Annotated in this window: 13 protein-coding genes; 6 read left to right on the plus strand and 7 right to left on the minus strand. The window is 33.4% G+C overall.

Annotated features, from left to right (window positions below; genetic code table 11):
- Positions 1 to 59: 59 nt before the first annotated feature.
- Complete coding sequence (locus tag J7E44_RS16170; protein ID WP_214831447.1) at positions 60 to 3,023, minus strand: tetratricopeptide repeat protein; 2,964 nt, start codon at positions 3,021 to 3,023, stop codon at positions 60 to 62.
- A gap of 238 nt (positions 3,024 to 3,261) precedes the next feature.
- Here J7E44_RS16170 and J7E44_RS16175 point away from each other — a divergent pair, with 238 nt between their 5' ends.
- From J7E44_RS16175 to J7E44_RS16185, 3 genes are all read left to right on the plus strand, one after another.
- Positions 3,262 to 5,502, plus strand: coding sequence for a CocE/NonD family hydrolase (locus tag J7E44_RS16175; protein ID WP_214831448.1), 2,241 nt, complete (start codon positions 3,262 to 3,264; stop codon positions 5,500 to 5,502).
- Between the two features lie 113 nt (positions 5,503 to 5,615).
- A complete protein-coding gene (locus J7E44_RS16180) occupies positions 5,616 to 7,301 on the plus strand; it encodes an APC family permease (RefSeq protein WP_214831449.1) in 1,686 nt (561 codons plus the stop codon).
- A gap of 148 nt (positions 7,302 to 7,449) precedes the next feature.
- Complete coding sequence (locus J7E44_RS16185; protein WP_214831450.1) at positions 7,450 to 7,764, plus strand: Mpo1-like protein; 315 nt, start codon at positions 7,450 to 7,452, stop codon at positions 7,762 to 7,764.
- A gap of 51 nt (positions 7,765 to 7,815) precedes the next feature.
- Here J7E44_RS16185 and J7E44_RS16190 read toward each other — a convergent pair whose 3' ends face one another.
- Positions 7,816 to 8,292, minus strand: a complete 477-nt coding sequence (locus tag J7E44_RS16190; protein ID WP_214831451.1) for a hypothetical protein — start codon at positions 8,290 to 8,292, stop codon at positions 7,816 to 7,818.
- 96 nt (positions 8,293 to 8,388) lie between these two features.
- Here J7E44_RS16190 and J7E44_RS16195 point away from each other — a divergent pair, with 96 nt between their 5' ends.
- Positions 8,389 to 10,398, plus strand: coding sequence for a M43 family zinc metalloprotease (locus J7E44_RS16195; protein WP_214831452.1), 2,010 nt, complete (start codon positions 8,389 to 8,391; stop codon positions 10,396 to 10,398).
- A 146-nt stretch (positions 10,399 to 10,544) separates the two neighbouring features.
- Here J7E44_RS16195 and J7E44_RS16200 read toward each other — a convergent pair whose 3' ends face one another.
- A complete protein-coding gene (locus J7E44_RS16200; RefSeq protein WP_214831453.1) occupies positions 10,545 to 12,566 on the minus strand; it encodes a hypothetical protein in 2,022 nt (673 codons plus the stop codon).
- 150 nt (positions 12,567 to 12,716) lie between these two features.
- Here J7E44_RS16200 and J7E44_RS16205 point away from each other — a divergent pair, with 150 nt between their 5' ends.
- The gene (locus J7E44_RS16205) at positions 12,717 to 13,064 is read left to right on the plus strand and encodes a DUF4377 domain-containing protein (RefSeq protein WP_214831454.1); all 348 of its coding nucleotides are present in this window, start codon (positions 12,717 to 12,719) and stop codon (positions 13,062 to 13,064) included.
- Positions 13,065 to 13,115: 51 nt separating this feature from the next.
- Here J7E44_RS16205 and J7E44_RS16210 read toward each other — a convergent pair whose 3' ends face one another.
- Both J7E44_RS16210 and J7E44_RS16215 read right to left on the minus strand, forming a co-directional pair.
- Positions 13,116 to 14,048 (minus strand): SPFH domain-containing protein, encoded by a 933-nt coding sequence (locus J7E44_RS16210; protein WP_214831455.1) that lies wholly within the window; start codon positions 14,046 to 14,048, stop codon positions 13,116 to 13,118.
- A 63-nt stretch (positions 14,049 to 14,111) separates the two neighbouring features.
- The gene (locus tag J7E44_RS16215) at positions 14,112 to 15,467 is read right to left on the minus strand and encodes a deoxyguanosinetriphosphate triphosphohydrolase (protein ID WP_214831698.1); all 1,356 of its coding nucleotides are present in this window, start codon (positions 15,465 to 15,467) and stop codon (positions 14,112 to 14,114) included.
- A gap of 70 nt (positions 15,468 to 15,537) precedes the next feature.
- Between J7E44_RS16215 and J7E44_RS16220 the strand changes: the two genes are divergently transcribed.
- A complete protein-coding gene (locus J7E44_RS16220) occupies positions 15,538 to 16,272 on the plus strand; it encodes a DNA-formamidopyrimidine glycosylase family protein (protein WP_214831456.1) in 735 nt (244 codons plus the stop codon).
- A 103-nt stretch (positions 16,273 to 16,375) separates the two neighbouring features.
- Here J7E44_RS16220 and J7E44_RS16225 read toward each other — a convergent pair whose 3' ends face one another.
- Positions 16,376 to 17,101, minus strand: coding sequence for a LytR/AlgR family response regulator transcription factor (locus J7E44_RS16225; RefSeq protein ID WP_214831457.1), 726 nt, complete (start codon positions 17,099 to 17,101; stop codon positions 16,376 to 16,378).
- Positions 17,098 to 17,979 (minus strand): sensor histidine kinase, encoded by an 882-nt coding sequence (locus J7E44_RS16230; RefSeq protein WP_251040607.1) that lies wholly within the window; start codon positions 17,977 to 17,979, stop codon positions 17,098 to 17,100. Before J7E44_RS16230 ends, J7E44_RS16225 begins: the two co-directional genes overlap by 4 nt.
- Between the last annotated feature and the right edge of the window lie 339 nt (positions 17,980 to 18,318).

The raw sequence follows: 18,318 nt of genomic DNA on the forward strand, positions 1-18,318 counted from the left end.
ATTTATGTATTCACGTAAAATGTATTAATGAATAATACCGATGAATACGAAGTACATTTTTATTTTTTGATCTGTTTTTTCACTTCTTTAGCTTCTGCTACGATTTCCGGGAAATCCTTGTAGTTGGCAATGATCTGATCACAAGTATAACTTGCCTGATAATTATCTTTTAAGCCAATATAATTTTTAGCCATTATTACCAGAGCTTTAGCTCCCCAATATTCTTCGGAAGAATAATTGTTCGCCAATTTGAAGATGGTTTCGTTGGAAGATTTGAAAGCTTTTCCTTTATTCTGGTAGAATGCTTTTGCATATAATGCTTCTGCCGCCACTTCTGTATTGGAAGACTTTTCAAGAGAAGCATATGCGGTCTGAGCATCTTTATCTTTGGAAGAGTTCATTAAGCTTCTTGCTTTGATCACTTTTGCCGTTTCAATTACTGCTGCAGAGTTTTTTGTATTAGCAATGACATCATTAGCCAGTTTTTCAGCCTGTGAGAAATCTTTTTCTTCAGCATACATCTTCATCAATTCTACGTTAGCATAGTTCTTAATATTAATATCAGAAGAGTTTTTAATGTTCTCTAAATATTTTTTGGCTTCGGCAGTATTACCTTGTGCTACATAAATCTGCGCTAAACGGGTCTGAGCATCATCCTGATAATCATTCTGAACGTTGGCAACCTCCTGCAACACTAATAATGCTTTTGTAGAATTATTCGTTTGATAATAACTTTCTCCCAATTCATATTTAGCCTGATAAAGGCCGTCTCCTGTTGGGTTTTGGGTTAAATATTTTTCGTAATAAGAAATAGCATTCTTGTAATCTTTCTTCGTGAAATATTGTTTTCCCGTAGAAAGATTGATCTCATCGATCTCTGAAGCATCTACATTAACCCCAATATTTTTAGCAAAGCTTTCGTACCCTGCAACATCACCACTTTTAGTGAAAATTGGTTTCGCTGCCTGAACAATTTTCTGAGCATACGCTGTATTCTTATACTGGTCCCCAAGAGTTTTTAATTCAGCAATCGCCTTATCATTTTGATTCTGATCAATGTAATTCTGAGCTCTGTAAATAGATGCATTGGCAATTAAATCTTTATCTGAAGATGTTTTAATTACTTTAGCGAAATAATCATTTGAATTCGCAAAATCATCCTGTGCTGCATATGCCGTACCTATTTCATATTGAGAATCATCATAATACTCAGATGTCGGATACTTAGATAAAAGTGATTTTAAACTGGTTATCTTTGCCTGAGTATCACCTTTAAATCCTAAAGCCATTCCTTTTTGATATAAAGTATAGTCTGTAGCATCTTCATTTTTATCATAGATCGCAATTGCATCATTCAGCTCATTATTGGCATAATGAATATCTGCTAAACGAAGTTCTGCATCGTTTTTAAATTCCGGTTTAGGATTAGTTAAATATTGTTTGAAATAAGTTTGTGCCTGATCAAACTTTTTAGATTTAAAATAAGCATAGCCAAGATCGTAAGGCAACTGTTGCTTTTCAGGGAAAGTTGCTGTAAGAAGTTTCTCATAACGGGCAATTGCAGAAGGATAATTTCCTTTCTGGTAATACGTCTGAGCCAGCCAGTATAAAGCTCTGCTGTTAAATTCTTTATTGATGTTGAAAGCTAGACTTCTTAAAAAATACTTCTCAGCTTCATCATAATTTCCTTTGTTGAACTCTTCAGTTCCCAGTAAATAAGAAACTTCCTGATCTACTTTGTCAATTTCAGGAGTGGAGCTTTGCAATCTGTCGATCGCATTGAGTGTTTCTTTATAATTTCCTGAGTACAAATAAGATTTCACCAAGAGAGACCTCATCTCTGAAGCATTGTCTGCATTCTGATTTTCATTGATATAGCTTTGAATAACCCCTGATGCACTTTCAAAAGGGTTTCCGATATCGTAGCTTAATTTTGCATATTGTTCATGAGCGAGCTTTTTCACCTTCGCATCATAATCCATCTGATAAGAAGAACGGAATGCTGAAAGAGCTTCCTGTTTTTTATCAACTGCCAGATAAGCATTCCCTAATTGGTAATAAGCATTTTGAGCCAATGCAGAATTGCTGTTTAAGAGCTGATTGTAATAAGAAACGGCTTCATCATATTTTTTCAATTGTGCAGCTACAAATCCCATTTCATACAAGTCATTTTCAGAAGGACTCTGCTGAACACTCAGATAATCTTTTAAGTGCGGATACGCTGAAGTATAATCATTCTTCATGAAATAACTTTCTCCAATGATCTTATGAACTTCCGCTTTATAAGAATCGGAAATATTTTCGTTCAATAACAGATTTCCTTCAGAGATCGCTTTATCATAGTCCTTATCATTGTAATACATCTGAACATAATACGGGCGAACAAGTTTAGCATATTTAGGCTGATCTTTTACAGAATCAAAATACTGAAATGCTTTATCATTCTGTTTATTAGAATAATATAAGTGCCCAAGCATGTAAGCAATATCTCCTTTTTGCGATTCATCCGCAGATTTGTAAGCTTCCTCCAGGGCATCAGTCGCTCCTTTAGAGTCTCCGGTCATGAATTTTGCGTACCCTAGTTTCAGAATATATTGTGTATTTTCCTCCTTTGAAAGCTGATACTGATTCACATTTTTTAAGGTCTCTAACGCCTTATCAAAATCTTTTTTAGCCAAATAATAATCCGCTAGTGGTAGATTAGCCTGAGCAAAATAAGCAGAATTCGGATATTCTTTAATAAAAGCAGTTAAACCTTCTTCAGCATGATTCTTCTGAAGGATCACTCCGATCACATTATCAAAAAACTGTGCAGCTTCTTTCTTAGACCTGGACAGATTTTGATTATAAAAATACTGTCTGGCATATTCGTATTGAGAAGCGTTGTATATTTTGGTCTGGTAAAGATTTTCGGCTAGATTGAATCTATAATTTTCTTTCTGGGTAAAGTATTGGGACTGTTGAGCATCGGAAATTCCGAAATAGATCACAGCAGCCGCTAAAAGTATTTTTTTTGATTTCATTCTTTATTTGAATAAAAAAATTAGTCTATATAAGTTAACGAAAATATTAAAAACTTATTGTTTAAGCAAGTTTTAAAAGGTTTAATAATCAAAAATATCAATTGAATACATTTCACTATTTCATGACAAAAATTGATTAATTTAGTGTCATAAAAGATTAATTATTTCAATATAAAAATATCAAATTAAATTGTTTAATCTGACATCCATTTTACAGCATCTAAAAACATACCATTACATGAAATTTAAAATACTTTTAGCATTAATATTTGTAAATCTGCTGCACGCCCAAAAGTTTTACTTTCCAAAAACTGCTGTGACGGACTCTACAATACTCGAAAAACAACTCCCTGTTCTTGCATCGGAACTTATGACCCAAAAGCCTTTGCTTAAACTTAAACAACAAAGTAAAGTTAACTTTTTGGATAACCTCTTCCGTTTGGAGATGCTTTCAAAAGATTATAAAAAATCTATAGCTACTTTATCAGATTATCGTAATGAATTCGCTGATCATGATATGGTTGGAAATAAATTCATCGCTCACGAAGTCTATAGTTTAGCTAAATTAATTGAAAAGAGGGACAATATAACCTTCCACAATGCACTTCAAAAAGCATTTGATAAGAAATACAAAAGCCTCTCCGATAAATTGCTCGTTAGATTAGGCACCTATTTTGACGGAGATGTCAACAATTTCCGAAAGCTTTTTAAAAAGGCGATTGATAAACAAAAAGATAAAGACAGTATAGATTACCCGTCAGCTTTGGCGTTATGTAAAAGTTATTTAAGTTATAAAATATATGCCAGCATTAAGCCTCAGATAATGCAATTGCTGGCTGCAAAAGATCAGGAAAAATTCATTATTGAAACTAAGGATATTAAATTAAAAAGTGGAAATACCTTAACGATTACCATTGTCAGAAAAAAAGAAAACAAAGCTCCACTCCCTGTTATTCTTAGCAATAACATCTACGCAGGACCAGTTGATGTACTTTTTGGAAAAAGAGCTGCCATTTATAATTATGTAGGTGCAGTTATCAATACCCGTGGTAAAAGAAACAGTAATGATGAAAATAATCCTTTTGAAAATGAATCACAAGATCTTTATGAAGTTATAGATTGGGTAAGTAAACAACCCTGGAGTGATGGTAATGTTGGAATGATTGGTGGAAGTTACCTTGGTTTTAGTCAGTGGGCAGCTGTAAAAAAATTACACCCAGCATTAAAAACGATTGTTCCTCAGGTAGCTGTAGGAATAGGAATAGATTACCCAGCTCAAAATAATATATTCATGAGCTATATGCTACAGTGGATCAAGTATGTTACTAACAATAAATTTACAGATGAAGCTGACTTTAATAATTTCCCAAAATGGGATTCTATCAACACAGCATGGTACAAAAGCGGAAAATCATTCAGAGCTTTAGACACTATAAGTGGTCAGCCCAACAAGATTTTTCAAAGATGGCTGGATCATCCGGGTTATGATGAATACTGGCAGAAAATGGTTCCTAATAAAGAAGATTTTGCTAACATAGATATTCCTATATTAACGACAACCGGTTATTATGATGATGATCAGATAGGAGCATTATCATATTTTAAAGCTCACCATCAATACAATAAGAATGCTAATCATTATCTCGTAATAGGCCCTTATGACCATGGAGGCGCACAAAGTTTTGGATATACCTATGTCAGTGGAAATCGTATCGATCCGGTTGCGAGAATAAGTATTGATGACCTTGCTTTTTCATGGTTTGATTACATTCTTAAAAATGGTAAGAAACCGGATCTTTTAAAAGATAAAATCAATTTCCAGGTGATGAATACCAACACATGGAAACACGTTCCTACCTTAGAAAAAATGCACACCTCAACCATCAAGTTTTATCTTCAGGATCATAAAGATATTCCATCCGTTTTTACTCAGCCTCCAAATAAAAGTTTCACTAAACAAACCGTTGATTTTAAAAATAGGGATCAAAAAGATTCTTATCGTCTGGTAAGTAAAAAAGACAGTGTAAAAGCGACCAATTCAGTTTATTTTGAAAGTGAAGTCTTAGACAAAGATCTTATTATAAGTGGAAATCTATCCGGATTTTTTAATGTCTCTATTAACAAGAAAGATTTTGACACTGATACTTATTTATACCAAATACAACCGGATGGTAAATCTTTTTTACTATCAACACATATCGTAAGAGCCAGTTATGCAAAAAACAATGCGGTTCGTCAACTTCTTGAACCAGGTAAAGTTGAACAAATCCCTATAAAAAATTCAATATTTATCAGTAAGAAAATAGAAAAAGGAAGCAAACTGGTATTATTGGTTGGCGTTAATAAGAATTCTGCATGGCAGATCAATTACGGAACAGGAAAAGATGTAAGTGATGAAACGATAAAGGACGCAAATGAACCATTGGAAATAAAATGGTATAATGACAGCTATGTGGAAATACCTATCTACAAAGAATAAAGGTTTTTATTTATTTAAACCACACCATTTTACCTAAATATTGTGGTCTTCGCTGACAACCAACCAAAAAATCATTACATTTGCTTTTTTTCAAACTCAAATATAGACATTGAATGAATCAACTTTTCAGAAGGAAAAACTATTCAGCAACAGACACATCGACTAGCCTTTTAAGGGTTTTAGGTGTTTGGGATATCGTTTTTTTTGGTATTGCAGCCATTATAGGAGCAGGAAGTTTCAGCAGTTTAGGTGAAGCAGTTTTTAGAGGTGGTCCCGGAGTTATTCTATTATATTTGATTTGTGGCTTTGCCTGCGGCTTTACAGCACTTTGCTATGCAGAGTTTGCAAGTAGAATTCCTACAGCAGGTTCTGCTTATACCTATGCTTATGCAAGTTTTGGAGAATTAATCGCATGGATTATCGGTTGGGCATTGATCATGGAGTATTCTTTTGGAAATATCTATGTTGCCTTTTCGTGGTCAGATTATTTTACCAGCTTTTTAGAAAGGTTGGGAATGCATATCCCAGATTATCTGACTTGCAGTTACACAGAAGCCAAAAAGGCTTTTATGAGTGGCTCTGAAAATAAGGAATTGCTTAATGCATGGAAATCTGCCCCTTTAATCGGAAGTTTAAAATTTATTGTTGATATTCCAGCATTGGTAATCAACGGATTGATCACATGGCTTTGTTATGTCGGGGTAAAAGAAAGTAAAAACTTCAACAACTCACTGGTTATCTTAAAACTAGCGGTTATTGTTCTCGTAATTTTAGTAGGATTCTCTTATATTAATACTGAAAACTGGACTCCGGTAAATCCCGAGACACATGTAGCTTCTTTCATGCCTAATGGTTTTGCCGGTGTAATGAGTGCCGTTTCCGGAGTTTTCTTCGCCTATATAGGGTTCGATGCTTTAAGTGTACTTTCTGAAGAAACTAAAGATCCTCAAAGAACATTACCTAAAGGGATGATCATCTCTCTTGTACTTTGTACAGTGATCTATATTGCTTTGACCTTAGTTCTAACGGGAATGGTGGATTACAGAAAATTTGATGGTATTGGAGATCCGCTTTCATTCATATTTGAGAAATCTAATGCTAATGTTGCCTGGATGGAACTCGTTGTTTCTTTCGTTGCCATTGTTGCAATCACCACAGTATTATTGGTGTTCCAAATGGGGCAGCCAAGAATCTGGTATGCGATGAGTCGTGACGGATTGATGCCTGAAAAATTCAAAACGGTACACCCAAAATATAAAACCCCTTCATTCGCAACTATTGTTACTGGTATTGCAGTGGGAGTTCCTATTTTATTTACTGATAAAACGTTCATTCTTGATTTTACAAGTATTGGAACCATCTTCGCTTTCGTGCTTGTTTGTGCCGGAGTTTTAATGCTTCCTGCAAAAGAAAAAGTTAAAGGTACATTTCACCTTCCTTATATTAATGGTAAAATCATCTTCCCTGTTATTTTTATTGGTGGATTAATCGGTTTCTATATCTGGCAGCCTGAATTTTTCCATAACCTAATGGATTGGAATGATCCTAAAGAAGGTGAATTTAGAGCTTCTATTTTCGTTTTCTTCCTGATTAATTTAGCCCTGTGTGTCTTTACCTTTATTAAAAACTTTTCTCTAATTCCATTAATTGGTTTAAGCTCTTGTTTATATCTTCTTACGGGAATGAGCCATGAAAACTGGTTCTGGTTTGGAATATGGTTCGCTATAGGTCTGGTAATTTATTTCTGCTACGGATATAGAAACAGTAAACTGGGGAAAGAGCATAGTTTAAAAAATTAAATAGTATAAAGCGAAAGACTTGAAAAATCAAATCGCTGAATAATAAGATAAAAAAAGGCAAATTTGCGGCTTCGCAGTTTTGCCTTTTTTTTATTAAAAATTGGCCAACTTATTGCTTTTATTTATAAGAACTTAAAACCAATATACCATGTCCGACAGAATAAAAACGTACAGAGAATTTTATCAGTTCTACCTTACTGAACACAGTAAACTGGGAACAAGAATTTTTCACTTTCTGGGAACACTCCTTATATTCGGAGTCATTGCTTATGTGATCAGCTCCGGTAAAGAAAGGTTCTTATGGTATATTCCTATTTTTGGATATGGATTCGCCTGGTTCAGCCATGCGGTAATTGAAAAAAATAAACCAGCTACTTTCAAATATCCTGTATGGTCATTAATTTCAGATTTCAGATTGTTTTTTGAATTGCTAACAGGAAAGCAGAAATTTGTAACAAAGTAAATCACATATCATATTAACAATTCTTCTTTTTTTTACACTATTTTATCATAATTAAGGCTTGTTCTTTGACTTGCCAGAGCTTTTTTTAATCTCTGTATATAATGCCTCTAGTTCTTTAGGTGGCTTCCCTTCATCGAAACTAGCGGAAGTGAATGTAGATCCATTGGACACAATCACGATTGTTGCAGACAAAGCCTGATCGGAATACCTTCCTGTAGTGGGTGATTGAAGTTGTGATATTTTCGATAAATCAATCATTTCCGCTTGTGTGGATATACTCTTCCAATAAGAAGGGGGAATAGAAGATTTTACAGCTTCTCCATTTAAACTTGATACTATAAATGTAGGGGTAAATACAGTACTTTCATTAATACCTCTTGTTTGTTCTATTAATTGAATATTTTCAATATTCTGTACTTTCATCGAAGTAGTTGATTTATTTTCGTTGTTTTCATTTTTACTCTGATGAAAACAACCTATATTAAAAATTATCAAAATAATATTAATTGTCAAAAATCGCTTTTTCATTGTGTATTTTTTATTTTATTATGATATTTTATGATTTTTAAGTCTGTTTTTTAATAAATTATTATATATTTGCTAAAATACAAAATTATTATAATAATGACAAAATCTATTATTTCGAAAATTTCTTTAACTCTTTCCATTTTTATTGTTACCGGAATGGTGAACGCTCAAAATAAAAAAGAGATAAAGTTTCAAAAACAATCAACAGAAGGGAATACAGATCCCCGAGGTATTGAAAGATGTGCAACCAATGAATATGAAGATGCTTTAAAAGCGAAATTTCCGGGAAGATTAACAACGGAACAATTTGAATCCTGGTTAGCTCCTTTAATAGAAAAGGCTAAGCTGAATAAATCCCAAAACGGAAATGTTATTACCATACCTGTAGTAGTACACGTAATTCATAGTGGACAAAATATTGGAGTAGCTCCCAATATTCCAGATGCCCAGGTAATGTCTCAGATTACCGTTATGACTAATGATTTTAGAAAATTAGCCAATACTCCAGGTTTCAACTCCAGCCTAGTAGGAGCTGATACTGAAATACAATTCGTACTTGCTAAAGTAGATCCTAACGGAAACCCTACCAATGGTATTGACAGAAAAAATCTTTGTCAGGATTACTGGAGCAAAGATCATATTGATAGCATTGTAAAGCCTCAAACTATTTGGGATCCTACTAAATATATGAATATGTGGAGCATTGATTTCGCAAGAAATGGACTTTTAGGATATGCACAATTTCCTTCCAACTCCAGTCTTGCAGGATTAGATGCAAATGGAGGACTAGCTAATACAGATGGTGTGGTTGCCGGTTATAACACTTTTGGAAGTATGGATTATAACGACGGAACATTTATTATGCAATCTGGTTATGACAGAGGAAGAACAATGACCCATGAAGTTGGACATTTTGTAGGATTGAGACACATCTGGGGAGATGCAACATGTGGAAACGATTACTGTGCAGATACCCCTACTGCACACGGTGCCAATTACAGTTGTAATGCCAGTATTCCAAGCTGTGATAATCCAGCAGTATTTGAAATGGTTCAAAATTATATGGATTACACCAATGATACTTGTATGAATATTTATACTAATGATCAGAAGACAAGAATCAGGGCAGTGATGGACAATTCTCCAAGAAGAAAGGAATTGAAGACATCTAACACTGATCAGGCAATTCCATTGTTTGCAAACGATGCCGAAATAAAATATGACGGAGGCTGCTCAATAGGTGTTACTAATTGTGGAGCTGGTGTATTACGCCTTGTTATATATAACAGAGGAACAAGTAATTTGACCTCTGCAGTTGTTTCCTACTCATTTAATGGAGGAACGGCTCAAAATTATAACTGGACTGGTAATCTAGCTCAAGACAAATCAAGTGTGATCCTTATTCCTGTAGATAACACTATTACATCTTCACCTGTTTCTGTTTCTATAGTATCAGCTAATGGAAGTGCTGATCAAAGAAGTACGAATAATGTTTCAACAGGTAATTATGTAAAACCTGTAGCGCCTGAATATTTTGCAACAACTACTGTAACGTTCAAATTACTAAGAGACAGATATGGCAGAGAAACGAGATGGAATTTAAAAAATAGCGCTGGACAAGTTATCAAATCCGGAGCTTACTCTAACACTCCAGCTGGACAACCAAGCCCCTCTTTAATCACTCAAACATGGACACTGCCATTGGATTGTTATGTATTCACAATCTCTGATGATTTTGGCGATGGATTAAGTGACGGAGGGTATGTAAATCTATCTACAAGTACTGGCCAGGTTATATATCATGCAACTGACGATTTTGGATTCTACGGAACTAAAGCATTTACGACTCAGAACAATCTGGGAACCCACGAAACTACTAAAAACAATAAGTTTGGTATATACCCTAATCCTGTAAATGATATCCTCAACATCGTTAACATCTCTGGAAAAACCCAATTTGAAATTCATAATTCGGTAGGACAGATTGTTAAAAAAGGGGACATTAATAATAGCCAGATTCGTGTATCTGATTTAATCAAAGGAACCTATACCATCACAATAAATAATGATAAAATCTCTGAAAGCATTAAATTCATTAAGAAATAATAAATAGATCAAAATTTAAAAATCCCCATGAAGACTGGGGATTTTTTATACTTCCTACTTATTCAAAAACCATATTTTACACCATAAAAAATTAGTTCAGGTTTTGCTTTGCAAAACCTGAACTAATTATAATTAAAATTTTCAACTTATTTAAATCGCTTTTTAAAGCTGAATTTCAATCTGTTCATTAATCCCGGTTCAATGATATCAATTCCTAATCCGAAGTTACTGTCTGCAACCGTATGATGTGCTGTTCTAAAAGCTTCAAATTCTTCCTGAGGAATCTCCAGATTCACTAAAGGTTTATAATCAATAAAAACTGTAGCCCCATTTTTTGTTATCTTTTTACGGCTTGTATAATCAAAATATGGATTTTTAATTGTACTTTCCTGAACCGTATATTTTTCTTCTGTATCTATCTTCTGATCCGTATACAAATTGATCTCATATTTCTCTGTATCGAAATTATGCCAGAAAGGTAAGTCTTTATGTAAGAAATCCCTTGCACTTGCTTTGATCACATTACGATCAAAATACATTAAGAATCGATTGTTCTGTGGATCTACATAATAAGGTTTGTCAACGGTTGCATGATATTCAATTTTAAATTCATTCAGCTTTTTATCATCGCTTACAATATCTATTGAAGCATCTTTAAAGATGTTTCTTACATCGGTTCCATTTCTGTCATTAGAATAATTTAAACTATAGAACAGAAAATTATTCCAGCTGTCTACTACCTCTCTTTTATTTGTATTTTTAAAATACCTTCTCATAGCATTAGCGCGATTTCCTTTGTAAGTGGTAGTTAATTTTAATTCTCCGAAAGCATTCTGAGCATTAAATTCAACTTTTTCATCGATACAATAATAAGGATAGCGGTACGCTTTCCTTTGCTGTAGCTCCTGATCAGGTTTTACTTCCAGATAATGCATAAAGTATAAAAATCCCCTGTTTTCTATTAATCCAAATTCATCACGAATGGTAGCATCGATAAAGTATTCTTCCCCTTTATAATTGATCCTTACTACAACATGATTAAATGAAAGCAAAGAAGGCAGATAATATTTAATATAATAATCCGTGTGATAATTTACCAGAACTACAGAAGAATCAATTCCTATATAATCTAAAATAACCTTCAATAAAACACATTTGGCCTTACAGTCACCTTGTTTATTTTCATAAGTCACAGAAGGTTCCTGTGGTTTATGCCCGTTCATTTCATCTGCATTGAAAATATAATAGATATTATTCTGAACATACTCAATCGCAAACTGGAGTTTCTCATCCTGATCGGCGATAGCATCCAATTTTTCAATTAATTTCGGAGCAAAATCTTTTATAGATGATTTATTATAAATCTCTGCATAGATAGGAGCAATATAGTTGGAAAGATCTTTCCAGTTACTTTCTGTTGCGAAATCAATGAAGGGAAAAATCTCACGACTTGCATCTACTGGATTGATATAATTTTCTTCCTGAATAGCAAACCTTTCTCCTTTCTTTAGGTGATAGACTTCCGGTTCTAAAACATTTCCCTGTTCATCTCTAAAGAATACTTTTTTATAGGCTACAGGTTCTTCCCTGTCATTAACGAATGTGAATTGATAACTTCCATATGCCCAATAATTATCCGGGCTCACCCATACATATTTAGAAAATTCTTTTCTTAAAAAATCACGTTCAGTAAAAGCTTTTACCCTTGAGTCTTCGAGTATTAGAATATCATATAATCTCAAATCCTTTATGGTGATATTAATCTTTTTGTTACTGCTTAAAATCCCACCACTACTTTGATTTTCACTATCTAAAACTTTGATCTTCATATCAGGAATTTTATCAATTAAAACGCCTTCTCTCAATACACTGATCCTATGAAGATTGTAAACTTCATTTTCTTCAACCACGATATCCATTACGGATGCCCTTTCAAGGTTGGATGGTTCATTCAGCGTATAGGCCATACATACATATTCATTGCTTTCTGCATTGCTTGTATAGTAGATCTTATCAAGAAAATAGCAGTAATCCCTTCCTTCATTAATTTGCATATTGGAGAAATCCGATTCTTTTATTTTTTCAATAAGCTGCTGATCATCTACGCTTCCCGCCCACGATTCAGGCTTTTGAATTTTGTAATTTTCAATTTGAATTTGATTATCCATATTATTATTTGCTATTTAATGTGTTTTGATTGAAATAATTAAGGGGGATGAAATTAAATAATTAAAAATTAAAAAACAAGAGTAGAACAACGACGATTCTTAATTTGCCTTCGGCACAGTAATTGTCGCGTTTTTTTTAAAATTAGATTTATGAAAAATATGATGACCGTTTTAAAAGGCGCTTTTCCAGTATTGGCTATTGCTGTACTAACACAATGTACAACTTCTGCAAAAGTTTCTGACGGAAGTGAAAAGACTTTTATTGTAGGACCTCAAACCGCTGACTGCACAGGAGTAGCACCAATGAAGTGTCTTCAGGTTAAAGAAAAGGCTTCAGAAAACTGGACTAATTTCTACAGTAACATTGAAGGATTTACCTACGAACCAGGATATGAATATGTATTAAAAGTAAAAACTGAAAAAATAGCAAATCCGCCTGCCGATGGATCTTCTATCAAATATACTTTGATAAATCAGGTTTCTAAAACAAAAAAATAGTAAAAGCCTCCTAATATTGGGAGGCTTTACTTTTATTATACATTTGATATGTTAGTGTTCATGATCTTTTGGAGGTGGTGTATACTTTCCTTTGGTTGTTTCACCTACTGCATTTGCTGTAGTCATGGCAACCACCAGATCGTTAAGCATTCCACTTGCCGCTGTAGGTGAATTAGGAAGCAAAACCAAACTGCTCCTATTTGTCGCACCTATTGAATGTAAAGTATCATAATGCTGCGTAACAACAATCAGTGCTGATGCTTCATGAGAATTGATATCTACATTATTCAGCATTCTTACAGATTCCTCAAGACCTTTAGCAATTTCCCTTCTTTGATCTGCAATTCCCTGTCCTTGTAATTTTTTAGATTCTGCCTCTGCTTTTGCAACGGCTACGATTCTTATTCTTTGTGCTTCTGATTCATATTCAGCAGCAGTTTTTTCCCTTTCTGCAGCATTGATTCTGTTCATCGCATGTTTTACCTGTTCATCAGGATCGATATCTGTTACCAAAGCTTTAATAATATCATAGCCATAACTCTGCATTGCTTCCTGAAGCTCCGCCTTCACGGCAACAGCAATATCATCTTTTTTAAGGAAAACATCATCCAGCTTCAGTTTTGGAACTTCTGCTCTTACCACATCAAAAACGTAAGAAGTAATTTGATCATGTGGACTTTCTAAACGATAAAAAGCATCCGCTACCTGTGATCTGATCACCTGGAACTGAACTGAAATCTTCATTTTCACGAAAACATTATCCAGTGTTTTTGTATCGATCATAACATCTAATTGCTGAATTCTAAGATTCATTCTTTTAGAGATCTTATCTAAATAAGGTATTTTCAATTGCAAACCTGCATGACGAACAGAATGAAATTTTCCCAAACGCTCTACAATAGCTGCTGTTTCCTGTTTTACAGTAAAAAAGGACGCAAATAAGGTAACAAGTCCAATGAAAATAATAATGCCTAAATATGCCATAGTATAATTTTTAATCGATTAGTCGTATAAGTTACGCATTTGTTATTTTTAATTCTATTAAAATTACATGGTCATCCCTATATCGATACCCTTTATTTTTCTGTAGAGATCAGTAGCATAATTATCCGTCATTCCCGACACAAAATCAATAACCCCCAATACTTTCTGATAATCTGTTCCACCCTCATATAGAAATTGATTAGGTAAAAGTTTTAACGCCATTTTATCGTAGGATTTTCTTTCGTCTTTCGATTTTAAAACAGAAGGAATAAAATGATCTAGCAACTCATACATTACATTATATCCTGCATTTTCAATTTCAACGACAGCTTTATGATTGTAGATCTTCTCAATAGAGAAACTTTCAATATCCTGTAGTGTTTTATTATTCGATTTATAAATATCAAGTAACGCCCTATCTAAATTACCCTGAAGAATTGTTTCAAAATTCTCTTTATAGGTTTCAATTGATTTGTTGATCAGTGCATTAATCACTTTAGCTCTTAAATAGGAAATCCTTTCATTATCATTAGAAATAGACGTTAACTTCTGCTCTACTCTTTTTGTATCTTGGTTTTCAGATTTTATCAATTCTAAAAATAAATTCTCACAATCTGCTGTAGAAACAATTCCCAATCGGTGGGCATCTTCCATATCAATGATATTGTAACAGATGTCATCCGCAGCTTCCACAAGCCACACAAATGGATGCCTTTTAAAGATATGAGGTTCATTACTTTCACATATCAGATTTGTTTTTTCAGCGATCTCTAAGAATGTTTCTTTTTCATTTTGAAAGAACCCGAATTTTTTTCGGTGTATAATTCCTTTTTGTCTGGCGATTGCTTCACAAGGATATTTTGCAATACTTGCCAGTGTCGTTAAAGTAAGCTGAATTCCGCCTTCATCCTTTCCTTGCTGTTGATGAGCTAAAACCCTTATCGCATTGGCATTCCCTTCAAAATTAACCAAATCTGCCCATTCTTTCTCTAAAAACTTAGGTTTCAAATCCTTTTCATTTCTTTCAAAATAGCTTGCAATAGCATCTTCTCCTGAGTGTCCGAATGCGGGATTACCTACATCATGACATAAACATGCTGCCGCTATCACATTGCCCAAATTATGCAGATAAAAATTTTTAGAATCTTCTGTAAGTTCATTCACATAATTTTCAGAAATAAACTCTCCAATAATACTTCCCAAACTTCTTCCAACTGATGAAACTTCTAAAGAATGTGTAAGACGGTTATGTACAAAAACACTTCCAGGAAGTGGAAAGACCTGTGTTTTATTTTGCAATCTTCTAAAAGCAGCCGAGAAGATAATCCTGTCAAAATCTCTCTGAAAATCTGTTCTGGATGCTATAGTATGTGGGTTATTTCCGGTACGCTGATTGGTAAAAATCTGATTTAAATTCATCATTTTTCAAAATTACTTCAAATTTTACTTTTACGGAATACTATTTGAATTTTTATAGAAAATTAAAGCTATGCCAGAAGGACCGTCTATATTATTAATGAAAGAAAGTCTGCAGGAATTTGTAGGCAGGAAAGTGACTGAAGCTTCAGGAAATGCTAAATTTGAAAAGAAAGCATTAGTAGGGAAAACCCTTCTTGATATCAGAACTTTTGGAAAACAAACCTACCTCGTTTTTCATGCTGTGAGTGTCCGAATTCATTTACTGATGTTTGGTTCTTATAGCATTAATGAACAGACAAAGCCTGACAAGAGCCTGCGATTATCATTAAAGTTCAAATCCGGATCTATGTATTTTTATACATGTTCTGTAAAGCTCGTCGAAGCTGAGTTCTTAACAACCATCGATTGGGAAGCTGATATCATGAGTGAGGATTGGAATCCCAAGAAAGCTGAAAAGAAACTAAAAGCAAAACCAGAAATGATGGTTTGTGATGCTTTAATGAATCAGGATATTTTTTCCGGTGTGGGAAACATCATCAAAAATGAAGTCCTATTCAGAATCGGAGTACAGCCTGAGAGTAAGATTGGAAATCTTCCCCCTAAAAAATTAAAGGAAATTATTAAAGAGGCCAGAAATTATAGCTTCGACTTTTTAAAATGGAAGAGAGAATTTGTTTTGAAAAAACACTGGCTTGTTCATACCAAAAGTACTTGCCCCAAATGTGGTCAGAAACTCATTAAAAAGCAAACCGGCATTGGGAAAAGGCGGAGTTTTTATTGTGAAAAGGATCAAAAATTTTATTAGTTTCTATAATATATATCATTAAAACAATAACAAAAAAAACTAATAACAAGTTATAAGGTTTATTGGACAAAAATACAGCTAAAGCCTGAAATTGTTTCTAAATCTAAACGTCAGAATTTAAAAACCCACCTGTATATTTTGTAAAAAAATCTAATTTATATACCTCTCCTATAGGAATTTCTGAATCATTGATATAAATATTGTGATTATCAAAAGAGTCAATATAATCAATGTTAATTACATATGATTTACTAACCCTTATAAAAGAATCCGAGGTAATTTTCTGATGAATCGTTTTCAGGTTCATTGCTGTAATCAGTTTCTGATTTTGAGTATGAATAACAACATAGTCCTTTAAACCTTCAATATACTTAATATCTACAAAATTGATTTTATAAAATCTTCGTTCCGCTTTAATAAATAAAAAATCGGCTGTATTAGACTCCACGGTACTTTTTATGGTGTCTGCAGATAAAAGTTCAGTATACAAAATGGCTTTATCTATTGCTTTTTTTAACCTTTGCTTATCAATAGGTTTCAATAAATAATCCACCGCTTCCAGTTCATAACTTTTCAAAGCATATTGTGAATAAGCGGTTGTAAAGATGATTAAAGTACGCTTTGGAAGCATTTCTACAAATTCCAATCCAGTCATCAAAGGCATTTCTATATCCAGAAATATGAAATCAACTAAGTTATTCTTAAGAAAATCCAAAGCGGAATGTGCATTAGAAAATTCACCAAGAATCTCAATTTTAGAAACTTCATTAATTAAAGAATGCATTTCTGCTCTTGCCAAAGGCTCGTCATCTATGATAATACAATTCATAAGGGAATGGTTAAATCAATGGTAAATTCTTTTTCTTCGGAGGTTATATTCAAATGATGTGTATCACCATACAAAAGCTCCAATCTTCTTTTAATATTGGCAAGCCCTAATCCACTATTACTAACATTAGAAATAGGAAAATCCGGATTTTGAGAATTACGGCATATAAAATGAAGCTTTTGATTTTCTATTTCCACAACTATTCTAACCCACGACTTTTCACCGCTAATATCTACACTGTGCTTTACGGCGTTTTCCACAAAAGATGTAAACAGATTAGGTGGAATAAATGTGCTATTCAAGAGTCTTTTGTCTGTATCACTATGGATATCGAACGAAAAATTTTCCCTTCTTATATTTTCCAGATTGAGAAAGTTTGATAAAAACTCAATCTCAGAAACCAGCAATGTCTTTTCCTCACCATTCTCATACAGCTGATATCTTAAGAACTCTGATAACTTCACGATCATCGTAGATGCCTTTTCAGGATCAGTTCTTATTAATGCTTTTACATTATTCAGCATATTGAACAAAAAATGAGGATTCATCTGGTTCCGGAGCTCATTTAATTCCATTTTCAATGTAAGATTACTCAACTCTATAATTCTTTTATTATCCCGTGTCCATTTCTGGAGTAATTTCACTGTAGTTGTAGCCAATATAATAGGAACACATGTCATCACTCCTTCATAAAGGCCACCTTTGTTACTATTTTTAGGTATTTCAGTAAGCCTGTAATCCAAAAAGAAATGATTAAAACTATATGCAATAAGATTCAGCCCAATAACCCCGAGTAATATCAACAGAATTAAATACGAAATATAATACGTTTTAAAGAAAAATAATGGCACCAGAATATAAATATTAATATACACCATACTTACTAAGCAAACGTATACATAACATAAAATATAATATTGGTAATCTTCAGCAAACCAACGCCAGAAACTTGCACTATATAACAATGCAAAAAAGATTATCAAAAACACTAAATGCCTTAAAAACCGATATCGGTCTTCTACAAGAAAATCGATAACTAAAATATTTTTCAACTCCCGTGAACTGTATTTCATATCATTACAACGAGCAACAAAATTAGTATTATTAAAAACAAAAAGCCGAAAATTATACCAAATCCGAAGTTTATTATACCAATTTTCCAATCAGGATTTGGTATAATATCTAAAGGATTTGGTATAAAAAAATTCTAATCCCTC

Origin of the sequence: Chryseobacterium sp. ISL-6 (assembly GCF_018613715.1) — a bacterium.
GTDB lineage: Bacteria > Bacteroidota > Bacteroidia > Flavobacteriales > Weeksellaceae > Chryseobacterium > Chryseobacterium paludis.